Genomic DNA, 18474 nt, shown 5'->3' with positions numbered 1-18474 from the left:
TGCGTATAAGGAAACTGCCTCGGTGAAAATTGGTATGTTAATTTTAATGGTGCTGTTCCTGGCCATGTTGGTGGGTCTGTTTTATATCAGCTATAAAATGCTGCTAAAAGTGCGTCAGGAAGAACGTGCTGCAAATGCCAACCAGCCACAGCAGCGTCAATTGCATCCTAAATTGCAGGCACAATTAGAGCAGCAGAAAAAAGCACAGGATAAAGACGCACAAGACTAAGCGGGTTTTTATCGCCCGACTTACATCAGCATTATTGAATGATCTACCTCGAATATGCAGCGCAGGTCATCTTCAAGTATAAAAAAGCTGAATTCAGGATTCAGCTTCAATATTTTTGACTGCAATCTGGCGCGCAGCTCCAAACTCAAACCGGTCTGGCCAGTTACAGACATCGGCCACTACACATTCATAGCATTTAGGCTTGCGGGCAATACAGCAATAGCGGCCATGCAGAATTAGCCAGTGATGTGCATCAACGATAAATTCTTTGGGAATCACCTTCACCAGACGGTGTTCCACTTCCAGCACATTTTTACCCACGGCTAAACCGGTCCGGTTGCCGACACGGAAAATATGGGTATCAACTGCCATGGTCGGTTGACCAAACGCCGTGTTCAGCACCACATTGGCTGTTTTACGTCCGACACCTGGCAAGGCCTCCAGATCGGCCCGATTTTCCGGTACCTGGCTGTTGTGCTTTTCAATCAGGATTTTACAGGCCTTAATCACATTTTCCGCTTTGGAGTTATACAGGCCAATGGTCTTGATATAGTCCTTTAGCCCATCGACTCCCAGTGCATAAATCGCTTCCGGAGTATTCGCTACTGGAAATAATTTGTCTGTGGCTTTGTTCACGCTAACATCGGTGGCCTGCGCCGATAAGGTCACTGCCACCAGCAATTCAAACGGTGAGGAGAAATTCAGTTCGGTGGTTGGATGCGGACGCTGTTCACGCAAGCGCTCAAAAAAGGTATAGACCTGCTTTCGGGTCAAGTTTTTTACCGGTTTGACTGCGCTGCTCATGAATTAGGCCTCTCCCTGTAAGTGCTGTAATTGTTGCTGAAGCTGCGCCAGTTGCGCGCGCTTGTTGGCATCTTCACGCACACTCAGCTGTTTTTCTAATTTTTTGATCTGGGTTCTGAGCTTGGCCAGCTCGATGGTGGTTTTGGCATCGTGGGTGACAGCCGGATGATCGGCTTTTTCAACCATCTGGATTTCCGGTACGGCATCGGTCTGCTGCGAGAACTGGGCGAACAGCGCGGTATCAATCTCAGCACGCACTACCGGCCCTTTGCGGTGCAGGCGGCGCAGCTCTTCACGCTGAATGTGCGCATAATAGCGCTGGCGTAAATCCTTCTGCTCGCTCATCCGTTCCGCGTCTGTGGGTACGGGTTTGACATCTTCAACCAGATCAATACAGTCCACCGGGCAGGGTGGAATACACAGTTCACAGCCGGTACACAGGTCGGTCAGAATGCTGTGCATCAGTTTGCCGGAACCTAAAATGGCATCGACCGGGCAGGCATTAATACATTTGGTACAGCCAATACATTCATCTTCACGAATCACCGCTTTCATACGCTGCGGACGGCCATCGGACTGAATGGGCCAGACACTGGCTTCGGCGGTTAAGCGTTCTCTGCCCAGCAGTTTGGCCAGCGCATCGGCAACCGGTTGACCGCCCGGTACACATTTATTGGCGGCTTCACCTTCGGCAATCGACTTTGCATAGGGTAAACATCCATCCCGATGTCCACATAAACCGCATTGGGTTTGAGGAAGCAGGGTATCAATATTCTGGATGAGAGCAATTTGCGAATTCATGTAAAAACCACGGCTGCGAAGGGCGCAGAGAAAGCGAACAATAAACCTGAGCCGCAGATTCTAGCATGTTTTCAAGCATTAAGCTTGTGTACAAAGTTGGACCATAATCTGCTTTATTTTTGGGCAAAATGGTCAATTTTAAATACATATTTGCTTACAAAAAATGGAATAATTTTTCAATTTTGATCAATCTAATTTATTGAAAATATGGATTAAATAAAGTTTTTTGAAAAAAACTATTGTAGATTGTTAACAAAAGATATTTAATATTTTGCGCCAAAATAAATCATTGATTGAAATTTTGCCCAATTTTGATCCAACATTCTGCTGAGGATTAAGCGTTGAAATATAACAGCCTTAACGATTTCCTAGATTACGTTAAAACACGTGATGCCTATCAACCAGAGTTTCTACAAGCAGTAGAAGAGGTGATGACCAGCCTGTGGCCATTCATTGAAAAGAATCCTCAATACGCTGCACATGGTCTGTTAGAGCGTTTAGTCGAGCCAGAACGTGCGATCCAGTTCCGCGTTTCCTGGGTAGATGATCAGGGTCAAACTCATGTGAACCGTGCGTTCCGTGTTCAATACAACTCGGCAATTGGTCCATTCAAAGGTGGTATGCGTTTCCACCCGTCAGTGAACCTGTCTATCCTGAAATTCTTAGGTTTTGAACAGACTTTCAAAAATGCCTTAACTACTTTGCCAATGGGCGGCGGTAAAGGCGGTTCAGACTTTGACCCTAAAGGTAAATCTGAAGGCGAAATCATGCGTTTCTGCCAGGCGTTAATGATCGAGCTTTATCGTCATTTGGGTTCAGACACAGATATCCCGGCGGGTGATATTGGTGTAGGTGGCCGTGAAGTTGGCTATATGGCCGGTATGATGAAAAAGCTGAGCAATGACACTTCATGTGTGTTCACGGGCAAAGGCTTAACATTCGGTGGTTCTTTGGCACGTCCAGAAGCAACAGGTTACGGTACAGTTTATTTCGCTGAGGAAATGCTGAAAACTCGTGGCGACAGCTTCAAAGACAAAGTCGTAGCAATCTCTGGTTCAGGTAACGTCGCGCAATACGCTGCTGAAAAAGCCATGTTCCTGGGCGCGAAAGTGGTTTCACTGTCTGACTCTAACGGTACTGTGTATGTGAAAGATGGTTTCACAGACGAATTGCTGAAAGAAGTGATGGATCTGAAAAACATCAAACGTGGCCGTATCTCTGAATTTGCGTCTAAACACGGTTTTGAATACTTGGAAGGCAAACGTCCTTGGGGTATCAAGTGTGACATCGCGCTGCCATGTGCAACTCAAAACGAGTTAAACGGTGAAGATGCTGAGGTATTACTGGCTAACGGTGCAATCTGTGTGGCTGAAGGTGCCAACATGCCGTCTACTTTAGACGCAGTTGAGAAATTCGTTGAGGCGAAAATTCTGTATGCACCAGGTAAAGCATCAAATGCTGGTGGTGTAGCGACTTCTGGTCTGGAAATGTCTCAAAACGCATTACGTTTGGGCTGGACGTTTGAAGAAGTAGATGAGCGTTTACACGCAATCATGAAAGAAATTCACCGTAACTGCGTGAAATACGGTACTCAGGAAGATGGTACTGTTAACTACGTAGACGGCGCAAACATTGCAGGCTTCGTAAAAGTTGCTGATGCAATGCTGGCTCAAGGCGTATACTAAGTTTTAACTGCGTATAAGCTGAAAAAACCGAGGCACTGACCTCGGTTTTTTTATGGGTTATTTTTTTAAGATCTGCTGTTAATTGATCCGGCCAGTTTCAACCGTCATATCGTGTACATAGGCATATTTGGATTGATCAGCCGCCGGGTTTTTCAGTTCATAACGCTTGACCCGAATAATCTGGCGTTCATTCGGATTGTGCTGAAAGCCTTCAATTTGGTCATAGAATAAAGTCCAGTCCTGATCAACTTGGGTTTTCAGACCCTGTTCATTGTATTTGACTTCGCGTACCTGCAAGCAGGTTTGTGGAGCAACGCCGGTACAGGCTTTGGTTTCCGGGGAAATTTCCAGGAAGATGGTTTCACCGGCCGACTGGTATTTGGTTTCCGGCGTCATTTTGCCCTGAAAAGTATGTTGCTGGCCATCTGCAGCGGTCAAGATTAAGCTCGGTTGTTGCGTATTTTTCATGTCCAGCTGCACGCTGACAGGTTTTTGGAACAGGACAGCGGCAAAACGTTCCTGCTGCATGGCGCTGGCTTCACAGGCCATTTCGGTACTGATTAACATACCCACCTGTAACTGGTTGTTGTTAATCTGCCAGTTACCACCCATCTGGTTACAGCTGGTGCCAATACTTAAACGGCCATTGTCATTAAAATTCAGGGTCAGGGGTTTGGCTGCACCGGTATCTAAAGACCATTGGTAAGCGCTGACAATCTTATCGGCATTTTGTTGTTGTAATACAGACACTGCAATATCTCCCGCACGTTGCAGATCACTACTCTGGCAAGCGGCCAAGCTTAAAGGGAAAAGTAAAATAGCTAAATATTTGAGTTTCATTTTATAAATAAAGCACTTATCGGAAATTTATCAGAATATAACCGATTTGCTATTTAAAAAAATGGATACATTTGCCCCTTTCCGGTTGCAAAATGTATCCATAAATAATTTTTTGTTAATAAATAATAAAAAGTTATGTTTGGTCGCGCTAGATTTTAGTCAAAGCGGTAAATATCCATACCCAGTGCGCCCATGGTAAAGCTGCTATGCACAATACTAAAACGATGCCCGGTGCCCATGCTAAAAAACAGGGGGGCCAGATGTTCGATGGTTGGATGGTTGCGATGCACATAAGGAATAGTCGGCCAGTCCAGTACCGCATCATAGTCCTGATGCGCCAGTTTGCTGACCACATAATTACGGAAAGTCGAAGCCCATTCTGGCACCACGCTGTGCTGGTTGTCCCAAGATAACTCTCTTAAATTATGGGTAATACTGCCTGAACCAATCAGCAGAATTTGGCGTTCTCGTAACACTGCCAAAGTCTGGCCAATCTTGTACAGATCTGCAGCCTGCAGATGCATCGGCAACGACACTTCAATTACCGGAATGTCCGCTTCAGGATACATATGCAGCAATGGCATCCACACTCCATGATCGCGCGGGCGGGTGCTGTTGGCATGCGCATTAAAACCGGCATTGGCCAGCAGCTGTAATACCTCTTCGGCCAGCTCAGGTTGTCCCGGCGCCGGATAGCGAATCTGGTACAGCTCTTCCGGGAAGCCGCGGAAATCATGCCAGGTTTCTGGACGAATACCGGTGTTGACTTCAAGACTGCGACTTTCCCAATGCGCAGACATCACCACAATCGCCTGCGGTTTCGGCAGATTGGTGCTTAAACGGGCAAGTGCCGGCCCGACCTGTTCAGGATTGAGCGCGAGCATAGGCGAACCATGCGATATAAATAAGCCGGGAAGGGTCTGTAAATTCATAATGAAAGCCTATGTCACGATTCTGATCCTATCATGTCAAAGCGACATGCTTTATTAAACCGGGTCGGGTTCAACAGAATGTTCTAAATACGAAACAATGGGTAGGGTTTTCTTAACCCGCCCGATGATAAGGATGATTATGGTTAATGCTCATGGCCCGATACAGCTGTTCAATCAGCATCACTCGCACCAGTGGATGCGGCAGGGTCAGTTTAGATAAAGACCAGTGCCATGCTGCAGCTTTGCGCACCGCTTCAGAATGACCATCCGGGCCGCCAATCGCCAAGGCAATATCATTGCCTTCCAGCATCCAGCCTTTCATGGTTTCAGCCAGTTTTTCGGTGCTGAATTCACGCCCACCCACTTCTAGTGCAATCAGGGTTTCATTGGCTTTCAGGGCATTTAAGATGCTGTCACCTTCAATCTGCCGGTATTTTAAAATATCGGCTTCTGAATCATTTTTGCCGCGTTTGGCCATCGGCAATTCAATAATCTGGGTTTGTACAAAAGGCTGTATACGTTTGAAATAATCTTCAAAACCAGTCAGTACCCAAGCCGGCATTTTTTGACCAATGGTCAGAATACGAATTTTCATAATAAAACAGGCAAGAAAATGAAAAGTAATTATAACCTTGAAAGCCGCTTGTGCAGGAGAAAAGACACAATTTGAAATTGTAATCTGTATGCTGCTGTTGCTTTAATGAGCCACAGGACAATAAAACCTGCTTTTGTATGGAACAATAATAAATGTGGTTATTTCAACAGATTAAAAACGGTTTAGGGATATTGGGTTGTACTTTGCTGCTGGGCTGGATGCAGCCGCTATCCGCCGCCATTTCATTATATGAACCGGCTGATCCGCAAAATTTGAAAGTCTATTTGCAGCAGATTATCGGGCCGCCGGGCGTGTACCGTAATCATAAAAATATTGAAGAATTGAACCGGGTTTCGGCCTGGATTAAAGAGCAGATGCGTTTATTCGGCATTCCATGCCAGTACCAGACTTATCCGGTGAATGGAAAAAGTTATCGCAATGTGGTCTGTCATTTAAAGGTTGGCCGTTCAGATCGGGTGATTTTAGGTGCGCATTATGATGTGCATGGCAACCAGAAGGGCGCTGATGACAATGCTTCCGGTGTGGCCGGATTAATTGAAATAGCGCGTATTTTAAGCCAGGAAAAAACCAAGCTGCCGCATAATGTCGAGTTTGTTTTTTATACCCTGCAAGAAGCACCGTATTATCAGACCGAGTTTATGGGCAGTCAGGTACATGCCAAATCTATTCTGGCCGAAAAAGAGCATATTCAGGCAGTCTATGTGCTGGAAATGATTGGCTACTATGATTCGCGTTTAATCCAGCAGTATCCGATGGGGTTAAAATGGATTTATCCAAGTCATGGCAATTATATTGCCGCGATCAGTAATTTTCAGTCCAATGCGCTGGGTGAGCAATACTGTCAGCAGATGCGCCTGTTAGATAAATTGCAGTGTGAACGGCTGGTGATGCCGGCGTTTGTCAGTGCAGCCGGGTTTTCGGATCATCGCAGTTATTGGCAGCATGATATTCCAGCACTTCTGATTACCGATACTTCGCATTATCGTAATCCGAATTATCATACCGAAAAGGATACGCTGGATACTTTAAATGTCACCAAAATGGGCCAGGTGATTGATGGGCTGATTCATCAACTGCTCGGGGCAACGCCATAAGCGGCCATAAAAAACGCAGCCCTGAAATAGAGTAGGACTGCGGTCAAACAGGCCATTCATCTGGAGTTTGAATGGCCATACGATGAGCAGGAATAAAGAAAGAAACTTACAGCAATATGCTCTGTATTATTATAGATGGAGATGAACGGAAATTTTTCAAGTGGAACATTTCATCACCCGAAAACAACAAAAGAGAGCCGAAGCTCTCTTTTGTGGAGAAGATATGAAGGCTCCACTTAGTGACGTGCAGCCTTACCTTCTTCTACCGGTTTTACAATTGGTGCTTTCACCAGTGGTTTTGGCATTGAGGTTAATGCCAGCGGTAAAATCTCATCAATGGATTTCACTGCTTTAATTTCCAGACCGTCTTTAACGTTATCCGGAATTTCCGCTAGGTCACGGACGTTTTCCTGGGGAATAAACACCAGTTTAATACCACCACGGTGTGCGGCTAACAGCTTCTCTTTTAAGCCACCAATGCGCATAGCACGGCCACGCAAGCTGGTTTCACCGGTCATAGCAATATCCGGACGGATTGGAATGCCGGTAAAGGCTGATACCAGCGCGGTAGTCAGTGCCAGACCTGCCGATGGACCATCTTTTGGTGTAGCACCTTCAGGTAAATGCACGTGTACATCAGTTTCAGCAAAGACTGAAGATTCAATGCCCAGAGAGTCGGCACGGGTACGCACCACAGTCATGGCTGCTTTAATCGACTCCTGCATGACATCACCGAGTGAACCGGTGGTAATGAAAGTGCCTTTACCTTTCATGGTCGCCACTTCAATAGTCAGTAATTCACCGCCCACAGAGGTCCAGGCTAAACCATTCACGCGACCCACTTCTGCTTCTTCTTCCGCCATGCCGAAGTCGAATTTGTGTGGACCCAAGTAGTCTGGCAAGTTGCCCGCGTTGACCTCAACCTGCAGGTTTTTGGCTTTTTTGCTGACCGCTTCTTTGACCACTTTACGTGCAATTTTGGACACTTCACGTTCCAGGCTACGCACACCGGCTTCACGGGTATAACGACGTACGATGTCACGAATTGCTTCTTCATGTACGGTCAGTTCTTTGCCACGTAAACCGTTATTCTTGATGGCTTTTGGCACCAGATAACGATCGGCAATATTCACTTTTTCTTCTTCGGTATAACCCGGAAGACGAATCACTTCCATACGATCCAGAAGTGCTTCAGGAATATTCATGCTGTTGGCGGTACAGATAAACATCACTTCAGACAGGTCCAGGTCCAGATCTAAATAGTGATCATTGAACTTGTTGTTTTGTGATGGATCGAGTACTTCCAGCATCGCCGAGGCAGGATCGCCACGGTAGTCTTGCGCCATCTTGTCAATTTCGTCGAGCAGGAACAGCGGGTTCTTGACGCCAACTTTGGTTAAAGACTGCACAATTTTACCCGGCATTGCACCAATATAGGTACGACGGTGACCACGGATTTCCGCTTCATCACGGACCCCGCCTAGCGCCATGCGCACAAATTCACGGCCAGTGGCTTTGGCAATTGATTCACCTAAAGAGGTTTTACCAACACCCGGAGGACCCACCAGACACAGAATCGGGCCACGCAGTTTTTTCACGCGTGATTGAACTGCCAGATATTCCACAATGCGTTCTTTGACTTCGTCCAGACCATAGTGATCGGCATCCAGAATTTCCTGCGCTTTATTCAGGTTGATGCTGACTTTGCTGGCCTTGTTCCACGGCGTATCCAGAATTACTTCAAGATAGTTACGGACCACCGCCGCTTCACTCGACGCCGGTTGCATGGCTTTTAACTTGCGCAGTTCAGATTCGGCTTTTTTACGCACGTGTTCTGGTAAATCAGCTTCGGCCAAACGTTTTTCAATTTCCGCAACGTCATCTTCCGCACCGCCATTCATATCGGAAAGTTCGCGCTGAATGACTTTCATTTTTTCATTCAGGAAGTATTCGCGCTGGTTTTTTTCCATCTGGCGTTTGACAGAATCATGCAGGGTTTGCTCAATCTGCTGTTCTTCAGACTGTTGCAGCAAATAGGTCATGAGTTCCTGTAAATGTGCTTCAAACTCGTCGTATTCCAGGAATTTCTGTTTCACTTCGATATTCAGTGGAACGCGGGTCGCCACAAAAAACAGCAATTGCAGCAGGTCATCAATTTTGTTGACCGCAGCAATCAGTTCACGCGCATTACGTAATTTTGCTTCGGCATATTGTGCAAACAGGGCACGCAATTCGAGCACACGTGTGGCCTGAACCTCACTGTCTACCGCAACCGTCATTGGGCTTAACTGATGTTCTGCTTTTAGATGGTCCTCTTCTTCGATAATTTCGACCAGCTTCGAGCGATGTAGACCTTCAATCAGGACTTTGATGCAGTTCTCATCATTTTCGTGATTCACAACTTGCACAATCTTCGCGACAGTACCGTATTGATATAAATTGTCGTGATCAATTTCTTCTGTAAGCGAATCTTTTTGCGCAACTACAAATACTAGATTGTCACTGTTACGAGCCACATCAACTGCATTGATCGATTTTTCACGACCTACAAATAGCGCAATTTGCATGTGCGGATAAACCACCACGTCACGTAGCGCTAAAAGCGGTAATACACTTGGAACCTGAGGCTCTAAGGTTTGTTCATTCATAATAATTTCAGACATGGGCACTCCTAATGAGTGACAACGGTGTTGCCATGTTTTTTATAGTGATGGGTAATTTAAAAATTACAAGGGCCGAAGCCTATAAATTGTTGGAAATTTAGCTAAGTTGATGATTTTAATTCATTGTTAATGATTATAAATCGCAAACTTGCGCTGAAAAGAATACTGGAAATGTGGACTGATCAGGGCATCTAACGGCTGATCCCAGGCCTCACGCGCCAAAGGGACATCCACAATCTGGAAATCATGACACAGCCCGACCCGCAGCGGTGTGGTCGGGGCGCTGGCCAGCGTTTTATCATAATAGCCGCCACCCATCCCAATCCGGGTTCCGTGCCGGTCACAGGCCAGTAAAGGCATCAAGAGCAGATCAAGTTCGGAGACATGCTGGCCACGACTGGCCATCGGTTCCTGCATACCCAAACGATGGTAGGCAAAGCGTTTATTACGATATTGACCTTGCTGGATACGCACCCAGACCAGCCGGTCATTCATATTACAGATCATTGGTAAATACACCTGTTTACCTTGGGCAAAACAGAGTTCAATGATTTTAGTGGTATGAATTTCACCAAAGGCATGTAAATACACGCCAATTTTCTGAGCCTGTCGATACGCCGGCCAAGCACGTAACCGCTGCAATACCTGCTGTTCAGCCTGACGCTGCTGAAAGCGGTTTAACTGGCGGCGTTGTTTGCGCAGCTGTTTACGGAGCTGGATCAGGTCGTGGGTCACAGAGCGGAGCATAAAAATGAGTGGTGCCCGCAGTTTAATCCTTTCTGCATGACTTGCAAAGGGAGCAGGACCGTTACAGATTTTCACTAATAAGATGTATTGCAAAAACCGGAGCTTATTGATGCTCAATTTGCAAGATCAAATGGGCTTCCGTCGGATTTTACAGCAAGCGGATAGATTTCTAGGGCCTGTTGTCTTTATGCTGATGCAGTGTTGATACGTGAGTATGACAAGAACAAATTAAAAATGAACACATGGTTAGGAAAACAATAACATGGACTATAAAAATACCCTGCGTAAATATCTGCTGCCGGCCGTTTGTGCCGTCACGGCATTCAGCGCCAGCGTTGCTCAGGCAGCCTCTACAGAAATGCCTGCACCAGCCAATTCCAAACAGGTTTTCTTTGTTGGCAATAACTGGGATGGAACGGTCACAGTGATTCGTCCTTCCGGTGATTTTGGCAAGATTGGGGTGGTGAATATGATTCCGGACCGCAAAGAACGCTTATTAGAAATTCATTTAAATCCAGTGAAATTAATTGCCTACACTTACATTCAACAAACTGCAGGTGAGGGCAATGACCAGTTGGTGGATGATATGTATTCCACCCCAGATGGACAATCCATTGTAGCTTCACGTCCAAGTTTTGCCGATGTGGTATCCATCAACATTAAAACGGGCAAAATTAATTGGCGTACGCCAGTCGAAGGTTTCCGTGCAGACCACATGGCGGTTTCACCAGATGGGCAGCGTGTTGCTGTGTCGGCATCTTCAGGTAATGTGGTGCATGTCTTAGATATTCATACAGGTAAAGAATTGGGGCGTTTTGCAACAGGGGATAAACCGCACGAAAATATTTACTTTGCAGGTGGAACGAAAATCTTAAACTCTGCGATTGGTAACGTAGAAACCTCAATGGATGCACAGTGGCAAGACTTCACCAAAGGTAAGCGCTTTATTACCATTGCCGATGCCAACAATTATAAAGTTCTGAAAAAAATTGATTTCCGACCTGCTTTAGATGCCTTTGGACGTAAAGATTTATCCAATTCAGTACGTCCTATGGTGTTAAGTAAAGATGAAAGCAAACTTTATGCACAGGTTTCATTTTTTAATGGTTTGGTGGAATATGACTTAAAAACCGATAAAGTCACCCGTATTGGACAATTACCGGGCAGCAGTACAATTCCAAAAGACCGCAGCAAATGGGTAAATGATTCACGTCATCATGGTTTATCCATTAGTGCCGATGGCGAAAAACTCTGTGTGGCAGGTACGATGGATGATTACGCGACCATTGTAGACCGTCAGAGTTTAAAAGCTGGCAAACTGATTCCTGCAGGTAAACCATATTGGGCAACCCGTAGTCCAGATGGAAAAAGCTGTGTGATTTCAGAAAGTGAAACCGATGTGGTCACGGTGATTGACTTCGCTACAGGAGAAAAAGTCCGCAGTGTGCCAGTAGGGAATCACCCACAGCGAGTACGTTTGGGTTATGCACCAAGCGATTGGTCGACGCCGTAATTTTTAAGCCGATCATAACAGGCAAAACATACTAAAGCGCTCAAGATGATATTTGAAATGAGCGCATTTTAGAATGGTTTACCTATGGAGCATGCACATGAAAGGGACTCGATGGCTCGGTATTGGCTTTTTTGTTTTGGCTGTCGCGGTGTTGTTTACCGTGGTGTATATGTTTCAACCGCCGAATAAGACTGTTTCGGAAACAGTATGGGTGAAACCGAACGCAGCTTCCACAGAGATAGAAACAACGCAAAGTCTATTTTCAGATGAATCTGAAAATGTAATTGAAACAAACGCTATGCTAGAGCGTGCTGCGGTATCTGCAGTTGAAATGCAGCAATTAATCCAGCAACGTGATCAGTTGTATTTAGGCTTTGAGCAAATTAGTACAGGGTTAAGCCAAGGGCAAAAACCTGATTTAAACCGTGTACAAAGTATGTTGCTACAGCAGGAACAATTGGTACAAGCAGGCGTATTAAGAGCAGAAGATGCAATGAACTATAGCCAGTTCTTAAAGCAAATTTTACCTGAAATTGCAGGGCAAATTGATTTGCATATTTCGCGTTTAAAACGTCTAAACGTGGGGGGTGACAGGCTAAGCCCATAGATAAGCTTATGATCTGCTGTTATAAATACACGATAATGCCATTGTTGCAGTCAACAATGGCATTATTTTTTTGTCTAAAATATTCTTTAACCAACATGTTTTCTAAACCGAATAGCGGCCACTTGAGCTGAATTTATCTACGATTCATTTTATCAAGCGTTCAATTCATCTTAGGAGAAAGCACACTGATTCCATTGTATTGGACTAAAGTTGTATAAAGCTGTGCGAAATAAATTTGGTTTTTCCCTCCTTTTAAAAACTACAGAAAAAACAAAGTTTAAATTTTTCTTCACCGCATTTTTTATGCTGCAAACATAGATCATCTTAATTTAAATTGGTATGACCATTTAAATAAATAATCAGACCAATATTGACATTTATTTGTATAAAACTATTATCTGTTGCGAATATTGAGGGTATTTTGATTTTTATTTCAATATTGGTCAGACCAAAATTAGAATTTTACCTCTATGCTTAGACCTATGTTTACATTTGAGTGAGCATTTCAAGGAGATGACAATGCTTCAACATTGGCAACAGATCTATGATCCAATGGCAAATATTTGGATTTCGAGTCTTATTGCATCAATCCCGATTATTTTTTTCTTTTTGGCACTAGCTGTATTTCGCTTAAAGGGAAGTGTTGCGGGAACAATTACGGTGATTTTGGCGTTATTAGTGTCTTTATTTGCCTATGGCATGCCTGCACCAATGGCTTTTGCTTCATTGATCTATGGATTTTTCTACGGTTTGTGGCCAATCGCATGGATTATTATTGGCGCATTATTCTTATATAAAATCTCTGTAAAAACAGGGCAATTTAACATTATTCGCTCATCTATTCTTTCGATTACAGAAGATCAGCGTCTCCAGATGCTATTAGTCGGCTTTGCGTTTGGGACATTTTTAGAAGGTGCAGCGGGCTTTGGGGCGCCAGTGGCAATTACTGCAGCTTTATTGGTGGGTTTGGGCTTTAAGCCTTTATACGCTGCGGGTTTATGTCTGATTGTGAACACCGCACCTGTTGCGTTTGGCGCAATGGGGATTCCAATTATTGTGGCGAGTCAGGTTTCGGGTGTAGAAACCATGGAAATTAGCCAGATGGTTGGACGTCAGTTGCCATTTATGGTGCCTATTGTGCTGTTCTGGATTATGGCAATTATGGATGGCTGGCGCGGTGTGAAAGAAACTTGGCCTGCAGTGTTGGTGGGTGGTGGTGCTTTTGCGATTGCACAATACTTGACCTCTAACTTTGTTGGGCCAGAGTTGCCAGATATTACCGCTGCAATTGCATCGTTGGTGAGCTTAACCGTACTGTTTAAATTCTGGCAGCCTAAACATATTTTCCGTTTTAGCGATGCAGACACAAAAGTGGATGCCAACTTAGTTGCAGAACAACAGCAAAAATACAGCATCGGTCAGATTGTCAAAGCATGGTCACCCTTTGCAATTTTAACGGTGATGGTTACGATTTGGAGCATCAAACCGTTTAAAGATTTATTTGCTAAAGATGGTGCAATGCATGACTGGGTCATTTCCATCAAAGTGCCATTTTTACATCAACTGGTACAAAAAATGCCGCCTGTGGTGGCAGACGTCAAAGACTACGATGCCATCTTTAAGTTTGACTGGCTGAGTGCCACGGGTACTGCAATTATGATTGCGGCTTTCATCACCATCATTTATTTAAAAATGAAACCACGTGAAGCTGTCAAAACCTTTGCAGAAACCATCAATGAATTAAAAACACCGATTTATTCCATTGGTATGGTGCTGGCCTTTGCTTTTATCGCCAATTATTCAGGTATGTCTGCGACCTTGGCATTGGCTTTGGCTCATACAGGTAATGCATTTACTTTCTTCTCGCCATTTTTAGGCTGGATTGGAGTATTCCTGACTGGTTCAGACACATCAGCCAATGCGTTATTCGCAGCCTTACAAGCCACAACTGCACAGCAAATTGGTGTGCCAGAAGTGTTACTTGTTGCTGCCAATACCAGTGGTGGTGTTACAGGCAAAATGATTTCGCCGCAATCGATTGCAATTGCCTGTGCGGCAGTCGGTTTAGTCGGTAAAGAATCGGATTTATTCCGCTTTACCGTGAAACACAGTATCACGTTCACCGTAATGATCGGTATTATTATCACTCTACAAGCTTATGTGTTCCCATGGATGATTCCATAACCACATGCACAAGAGGATAGCCGCATGAAAGTTTCCGACAAAGTTGTTCAAGACCTGCGCACACTGGTTGAAAAAAATCAGATGCAAGTCGGAGACCGATTGCCTGCCGAAAGAAAGTTGTGTGAACAACTCGGGGTTTCCCGTTCCTCTTTGCGTGAGGCTATTCAGCAATTGACCAGTCAGGGCATGCTGGTCAGCAAAGTTGGAGCGGGTACTTTTTTGCAACAGCTGCCAACCAATTGGTCGCAATATCAAATTGTGCAACCTTTAAGTAACCTGATTGATGAAGATCCTGCTTATCGTTTTGATGTGCAGGAAGCCCGAATGGTGCTTGAAGGTGGTACTGCATGGTATGCCGCACAGCGGGCAACTGCTGAGGATTTGAAAAAAATCCGTGCCTGTTATGAGCAAATCGCCCATTTTCAAATTTTGGGTGATGACGATCAGGCGGCAATTGCCGATGCCAAGTTTCATTTGGCAATTGCCGAGGCATCGCACAATTTGGTGCTTATTCAAATGATGCGCGGCTTATTTGATTTGTTGCAATACAACGTGGTTTTGGGACGACGTAAAGTTTATACCGAAGCCCACCGTTTCGATCAGTTGCATGATCAGCATTTTCAAGTGATGGATGCAATTGAACGTCAGGATCCAGAAGCTGCCCGTGCGGCAGTGTGTGGACATATTGAATTTGTAGTTCAACAAGTACGCATGATAGACGAGGAAGATGCGCGTCGTCAGCGTGCGAGTCGATTAAACAGGATAGCGCCATGATTATTTCTTCTGCGAATGATTACCGCGAAGCAGCCAAACGCCGTTTACCGCCATTTTTATTTCACTATATAGATGGAGGTGCGTATGCGGAACAAACGCTAAAAAGAAATGTAGAAGACCTTTCACAAATTGCCTTGCGCCAACGTGTATTAAATGACATGTCGGCTTTAAGTTTAGAAACCACGTTATTTAATGAAACTTTGTCGATGCCTGTGGCTTTGGCGCCAGTCGGTTTAACAGGCATGTATGCGCGCCGTGGTGAAGTACAGGCTGCTGTAGCAGCAGACAAAAAGGGTATTCCGTTTACATTATCTACCGTGTCGGTGTGTCCAATTGAAGAAGTGGTGCCTGCCATTTCTCGCCCAATGTGGTTTCAGCTTTATGTGTTACGTGACCGTGGTTTTATGCGTAATGCTTTGGAACGTGCCAAAGCAGCCGGCTGTTCAACACTGGTTTTTACAGTAGATATGCCTGTGCCTGGCGCACGTTATCGTGATGCACACTCGGGCATGAGTGGGCCAAATGCGGCCATGCGTCGTTATATGCAAGCAGTGATGCATCCAAATTGGGCGTGGGATGTGGGCTTACTCGGCCGCCCGCATGATTTGGGCAATATTTCCAAATACTTGGGCAAGCCGACTGGACTGGAAGATTATATTGGTTGGTTGGGCAATAACTTTGATCCATCCATTTCATGGAAAGACCTAGAGTGGATTCGTGAATTTTGGGATGGCCCGATGGTGATTAAAGGCATTTTAGACCCTGAAGATGCCAAAGATGCAGTCCGCTTTGGTGCCGATGGTATTGTGGTATCGAATCACGGTGGGCGTCAGTTAGATGGTGTGCTCTCGACTGCACGTGCTTTACCGCCAATTGCTGATGCCGTCAAAGGCGATTTAAAAATTCTGGTGGATTCAGGCATTCGTAACGGTTTAGATGTAGTGCGTATGCTGGCTATGGGTGCCGATACTTGTATGCTCGGACGTGCCTTTATTTATGCATTGGGTGCAGCAGGTGGGGCAGGGGTGAGTAATTTACTTGAACTGATGGATAAAGAAATGCGGGTGGCAATGACCTTAACAGGTGCTAAGAATATTCAGGCCATTACTTCAGATTGTCTGGTACGACTTGAGCATGAGCTGAAAGGCTAATTTGCCAACATGGGTGATGAATCCATAACTTTAAAAGTTTGGCTTGATTGCTCAATTGTATTTTCTTCACCATTGGAATTCAGGACATGCACACCATGCCACAGACTAACTCATCAACAGCAGAATTTGATGCTGCAGCGACACTCAAAAATTTGGTTGATATTGTGGGGAAATCCAATGTATTGACCCATGAGTTGGATACCCGCTTATATCGTCAAGGGCGACGTTTTGGTGAGGGGAAGGTTTTTGCTGTAGTAACACCTGGCTCGCTGTTGCAGCAGTGGCAAGTGTTGCAAGTGGCAGTGGCGGCTGATTGCATTATTATTATGCAGGCCGCCAATACAGGACTTACTGGTGGTTCGACCCCTTTTGGTGATGATTATGACCGTCCTGTTATTCTGATTAATACACAGCGTTTAAAAGGCATTCAGCTGATTAATGATGCCAAGCAAGTGATTTGTTTGCCTGGTGCAACGCTAGATGCTTTGGAACAACAACTGGCACCGCATCAACGTGAACCACATTCAGTCATTGGTTCATCTTGTATTGGTGCTTCGGTGTTGGGTGGGGTGTGCAATAATTCAGGCGGTGCATTGGTCAGACGCGGCCCTGCCTATACTGAGCTGGCCTTATATGCACAAGTCAATGCATTGGGCGAATTGCAACTCATCAACCATTTAGGGGTGAATTTAGGAAGCTCGCCAGAAGAAATTTTAACCAAACTTGAGCAACAACAATATCGCCCTGAAGATATTGAATATTCAGAACATTGCTGTGCTTCAGATCAGCGTTATGTGCATGATGTTGCCCAAGTCGATGCCGATACTCCTGCACGTTTCAATGCAGACCCGAGTCGTTTGTTTGAAGCTTCGGGTTCGGCAGGTAAAGTTTGTGTGTTTGCGGTGCGTTTGGATACGTTTGAGAAAATTCCGAGTCAGGTGTTTTATATCGGGAGCAATCAGCAGGATGATTTAACCGCAATCCGCCGTTTTTTATTGCGTGGTTTGCCGCGTATACCGATTGCAGGCGAGTATATTCATCGAGATGCCTATGACATTGGTGCAGAATACGGCAAAGACAGTTTCTTGTTTATTGAGAAATTTGGCACCAGTAAAGTACCTGCCGCATTTGCCATGAAAGACAAAGTCGATGGTTATCTGACCCGTTGGGGCATGCGTGGCTTGTCAGATAAAATTTTGCAAATGTTCACGAAACTGTTGCCAAATCATTTACCTGAACGCATGAACCAATTTCGTGATTTGTATGAACATCATTTAATTTTGCGCATTGAGCAGCAAGATGTTCCGGCAGTACAGCAGTTTTTAATGGATTATTTTATCACGCGCAATTCCGGCAGTTTTTTTCTATGTAATGAAGATGAAGGTCGCAAGGCTTTTTTGCATCGCTTTGCAGTGGCAGGTGCTGCAATCCGTTATCGTGATACACATCGAAATGAAGTGGAAGACATTGTTGCTTTAGATATTGCGTTAAGACGTAATGATCAGCAATGGGTTGAAACTTTGCCCGAAGAGTTGGAGCAGGCGATTATACATAAGTTGTATTATGGTCATTTTTTATGTCATGTCTTTCATCAGGACTATATTATTAAAAAAGGTCTAGACCCATTGGCAATGGAACATCAAATGTGGTCATTGCTAGATGCACGTGGGGCAGAGTATCCTGCAGAACATAATGTTGGGCATTTATATGTGGCGAAGCCTGCCCTGAAGCAGCATTATCAAAAATTGGACCCGACCAATTGTTTTAATGTGGGCATTGGACATAGCTCAAAATTAAAAGGTTGGCGTTAAATAGGGATGAAAACTGAGCAGTG

At 44.9% G+C, this 18474-nt stretch carries 16 protein-coding genes; 9 read left to right on the top strand and 7 right to left on the bottom strand.

What is annotated here, in order from left to right:
- Positions 1-22 precede the first annotated feature (22 nt).
- Positions 23-229, top strand: coding sequence for a hypothetical protein (locus tag F905_RS07695; protein ID WP_005179286.1), 207 nt, complete (start codon positions 23-25; stop codon positions 227-229).
- 93 nt (positions 230-322) lie between these two features.
- On the opposite strand, the gene nth is transcribed toward F905_RS07695, so the two are convergent.
- Together nth and F905_RS07685 are read right to left on the bottom strand one after the other, a co-directional pair.
- Positions 323-1033, bottom strand: a complete 711-nt coding sequence (gene nth / locus F905_RS07690; protein WP_005179284.1) for an endonuclease III — start codon at positions 1031-1033, stop codon at positions 323-325.
- A gap of 3 nt (positions 1034-1036) precedes the next feature.
- Positions 1037-1834: an RnfABCDGE type electron transport complex subunit B gene (locus F905_RS07685; RefSeq protein WP_005179281.1), complete on the bottom strand. Its 798-nt coding sequence runs from the start codon at positions 1832-1834 to the stop codon at positions 1037-1039.
- Positions 1835-2175: 341 nt separating this feature from the next.
- On the opposite strand from F905_RS07685, the gene gdhA reads away from it, so the two are divergent.
- Positions 2176-3519: an NADP-specific glutamate dehydrogenase gene (gene gdhA / locus F905_RS07680; RefSeq protein WP_005179279.1), complete on the top strand. Its 1344-nt coding sequence runs from the start codon at positions 2176-2178 to the stop codon at positions 3517-3519.
- A gap of 78 nt (positions 3520-3597) precedes the next feature.
- Here gdhA and F905_RS07675 read toward each other — a convergent pair whose 3' ends face one another.
- From F905_RS07675 to rlmH, 3 genes are all read right to left on the bottom strand, one after another.
- Positions 3598-4359 (bottom strand): META and DUF4377 domain-containing protein, encoded by a 762-nt coding sequence (locus F905_RS07675; protein WP_005179277.1) that lies wholly within the window; start codon positions 4357-4359, stop codon positions 3598-3600.
- Between the two features lie 155 nt (positions 4360-4514).
- Complete coding sequence (locus F905_RS07670; protein WP_005179275.1) at positions 4515-5291, bottom strand: dioxygenase family protein; 777 nt, start codon at positions 5289-5291, stop codon at positions 4515-4517.
- Between the two features lie 112 nt (positions 5292-5403).
- A complete protein-coding gene (gene rlmH, locus F905_RS07665; protein ID WP_005179274.1) occupies positions 5404-5886 on the bottom strand; it encodes a 23S rRNA (pseudouridine(1915)-N(3))-methyltransferase RlmH in 483 nt (160 codons plus the stop codon).
- 152 nt (positions 5887-6038) lie between these two features.
- Here rlmH and F905_RS07660 point away from each other — a divergent pair, with 152 nt between their 5' ends.
- A complete protein-coding gene (locus F905_RS07660; protein ID WP_005179272.1) occupies positions 6039-7001 on the top strand; it encodes a M28 family peptidase in 963 nt (320 codons plus the stop codon).
- Positions 7002-7237: 236 nt separating this feature from the next.
- Here the strand turns inward: F905_RS07660 and lon are convergent, their stop codons facing one another.
- Positions 7238-9664 carry an endopeptidase La gene (gene lon / locus F905_RS07655; protein WP_005179271.1) on the bottom strand — a complete coding sequence of 809 codons (2427 nt, stop codon included), beginning with the start codon at positions 9662-9664 and terminating at the stop codon, positions 7238-7240.
- A 126-nt stretch (positions 9665-9790) separates the two neighbouring features.
- Positions 9791-10411 carry a 5-formyltetrahydrofolate cyclo-ligase gene (locus F905_RS07650; RefSeq protein WP_005179269.1) on the bottom strand — a complete coding sequence of 207 codons (621 nt, stop codon included), beginning with the start codon at positions 10409-10411 and terminating at the stop codon, positions 9791-9793.
- A 262-nt stretch (positions 10412-10673) separates the two neighbouring features.
- On the opposite strand from F905_RS07650, the gene F905_RS07645 reads away from it, so the two are divergent.
- From F905_RS07645 to dld, 6 genes are all read left to right on the top strand, one after another.
- Positions 10674-11924: a YncE family protein gene (locus F905_RS07645; RefSeq protein ID WP_005179265.1), complete on the top strand. Its 1251-nt coding sequence runs from the start codon at positions 10674-10676 to the stop codon at positions 11922-11924.
- Positions 11925-12021: 97 nt separating this feature from the next.
- Positions 12022-12531 carry a hypothetical protein gene (locus F905_RS07640; protein WP_005179264.1) on the top strand — a complete coding sequence of 170 codons (510 nt, stop codon included), beginning with the start codon at positions 12022-12024 and terminating at the stop codon, positions 12529-12531.
- Between the two features lie 513 nt (positions 12532-13044).
- Positions 13045-14715 (top strand): L-lactate permease, encoded by a 1671-nt coding sequence (gene lldP, locus F905_RS07635; RefSeq protein ID WP_171065088.1) that lies wholly within the window; start codon positions 13045-13047, stop codon positions 14713-14715.
- A 24-nt stretch (positions 14716-14739) separates the two neighbouring features.
- Positions 14740-15489 carry a transcriptional regulator LldR gene (gene lldR / locus F905_RS07630; protein WP_005179260.1) on the top strand — a complete coding sequence of 250 codons (750 nt, stop codon included), beginning with the start codon at positions 14740-14742 and terminating at the stop codon, positions 15487-15489.
- Entirely contained in the window at positions 15486-16640 is a 1155-nt protein-coding gene (gene lldD, locus F905_RS07625) for an FMN-dependent L-lactate dehydrogenase LldD (RefSeq protein ID WP_005179256.1), read from the top strand. Before lldR ends, lldD begins: the two co-directional genes overlap by 4 nt.
- Positions 16641-16735: 95 nt before the next feature.
- Complete coding sequence (gene dld / locus F905_RS07620) at positions 16736-18451, top strand: D-lactate dehydrogenase (RefSeq protein ID WP_005179253.1); 1716 nt, start codon at positions 16736-16738, stop codon at positions 18449-18451.
- Positions 18452-18474: the final 23 nt, after the last annotated feature.

The sequence above is a fragment of the Acinetobacter sp. CIP 53.82 genome, assembly GCF_000369465.1.
GTDB lineage: Bacteria > Pseudomonadota > Gammaproteobacteria > Pseudomonadales > Moraxellaceae > Acinetobacter > Acinetobacter indicus.
Note: the sequence above shows the minus strand (reverse complement) of the source record. Positions and strands in the feature narration are given on the sequence as shown.

Coding starts and splice junctions, on each gene's coding strand:
- nth (WP_005179284.1), bottom strand. CDS start 1,033: ATGAGCAGCGCAGTCAAACCGGTAAAAAACTTGACCCGAAAGCAGGTC.
- F905_RS07685 (WP_005179281.1), bottom strand. CDS start 1,834: ATGAATTCGCAAATTGCTCTCATCCAGAATATTGATACCCTGCTTCCT.
- F905_RS07675 (WP_005179277.1), bottom strand. CDS start 4,359: ATGAAACTCAAATATTTAGCTATTTTACTTTTCCCTTTAAGCTTGGCC.
- F905_RS07670 (WP_005179275.1), bottom strand. CDS start 5,291: ATGAATTTACAGACCCTTCCCGGCTTATTTATATCGCATGGTTCGCCT.
- rlmH (WP_005179274.1), bottom strand. CDS start 5,886: ATGAAAATTCGTATTCTGACCATTGGTCAAAAAATGCCGGCTTGGGTA.
- F905_RS07660 (WP_005179272.1), top strand. CDS start 6,039: ATGTGGTTATTTCAACAGATTAAAAACGGTTTAGGGATATTGGGTTGT.
- lon (WP_005179271.1), bottom strand. CDS start 9,664: ATGTCTGAAATTATTATGAATGAACAAACCTTAGAGCCTCAGGTTCCA.
- F905_RS07650 (WP_005179269.1), bottom strand. CDS start 10,411: ATGCTCCGCTCTGTGACCCACGACCTGATCCAGCTCCGTAAACAGCTG.
- F905_RS07645 (WP_005179265.1), top strand. CDS start 10,674: ATGGACTATAAAAATACCCTGCGTAAATATCTGCTGCCGGCCGTTTGT.
- F905_RS07640 (WP_005179264.1), top strand. CDS start 12,022: ATGAAAGGGACTCGATGGCTCGGTATTGGCTTTTTTGTTTTGGCTGTC.
- lldP (WP_171065088.1), top strand. CDS start 13,045: ATGACAATGCTTCAACATTGGCAACAGATCTATGATCCAATGGCAAAT.
- lldR (WP_005179260.1), top strand. CDS start 14,740: ATGAAAGTTTCCGACAAAGTTGTTCAAGACCTGCGCACACTGGTTGAA.
- lldD (WP_005179256.1), top strand. CDS start 15,486: ATGATTATTTCTTCTGCGAATGATTACCGCGAAGCAGCCAAACGCCGT.
- dld (WP_005179253.1), top strand. CDS start 16,736: ATGCCACAGACTAACTCATCAACAGCAGAATTTGATGCTGCAGCGACA.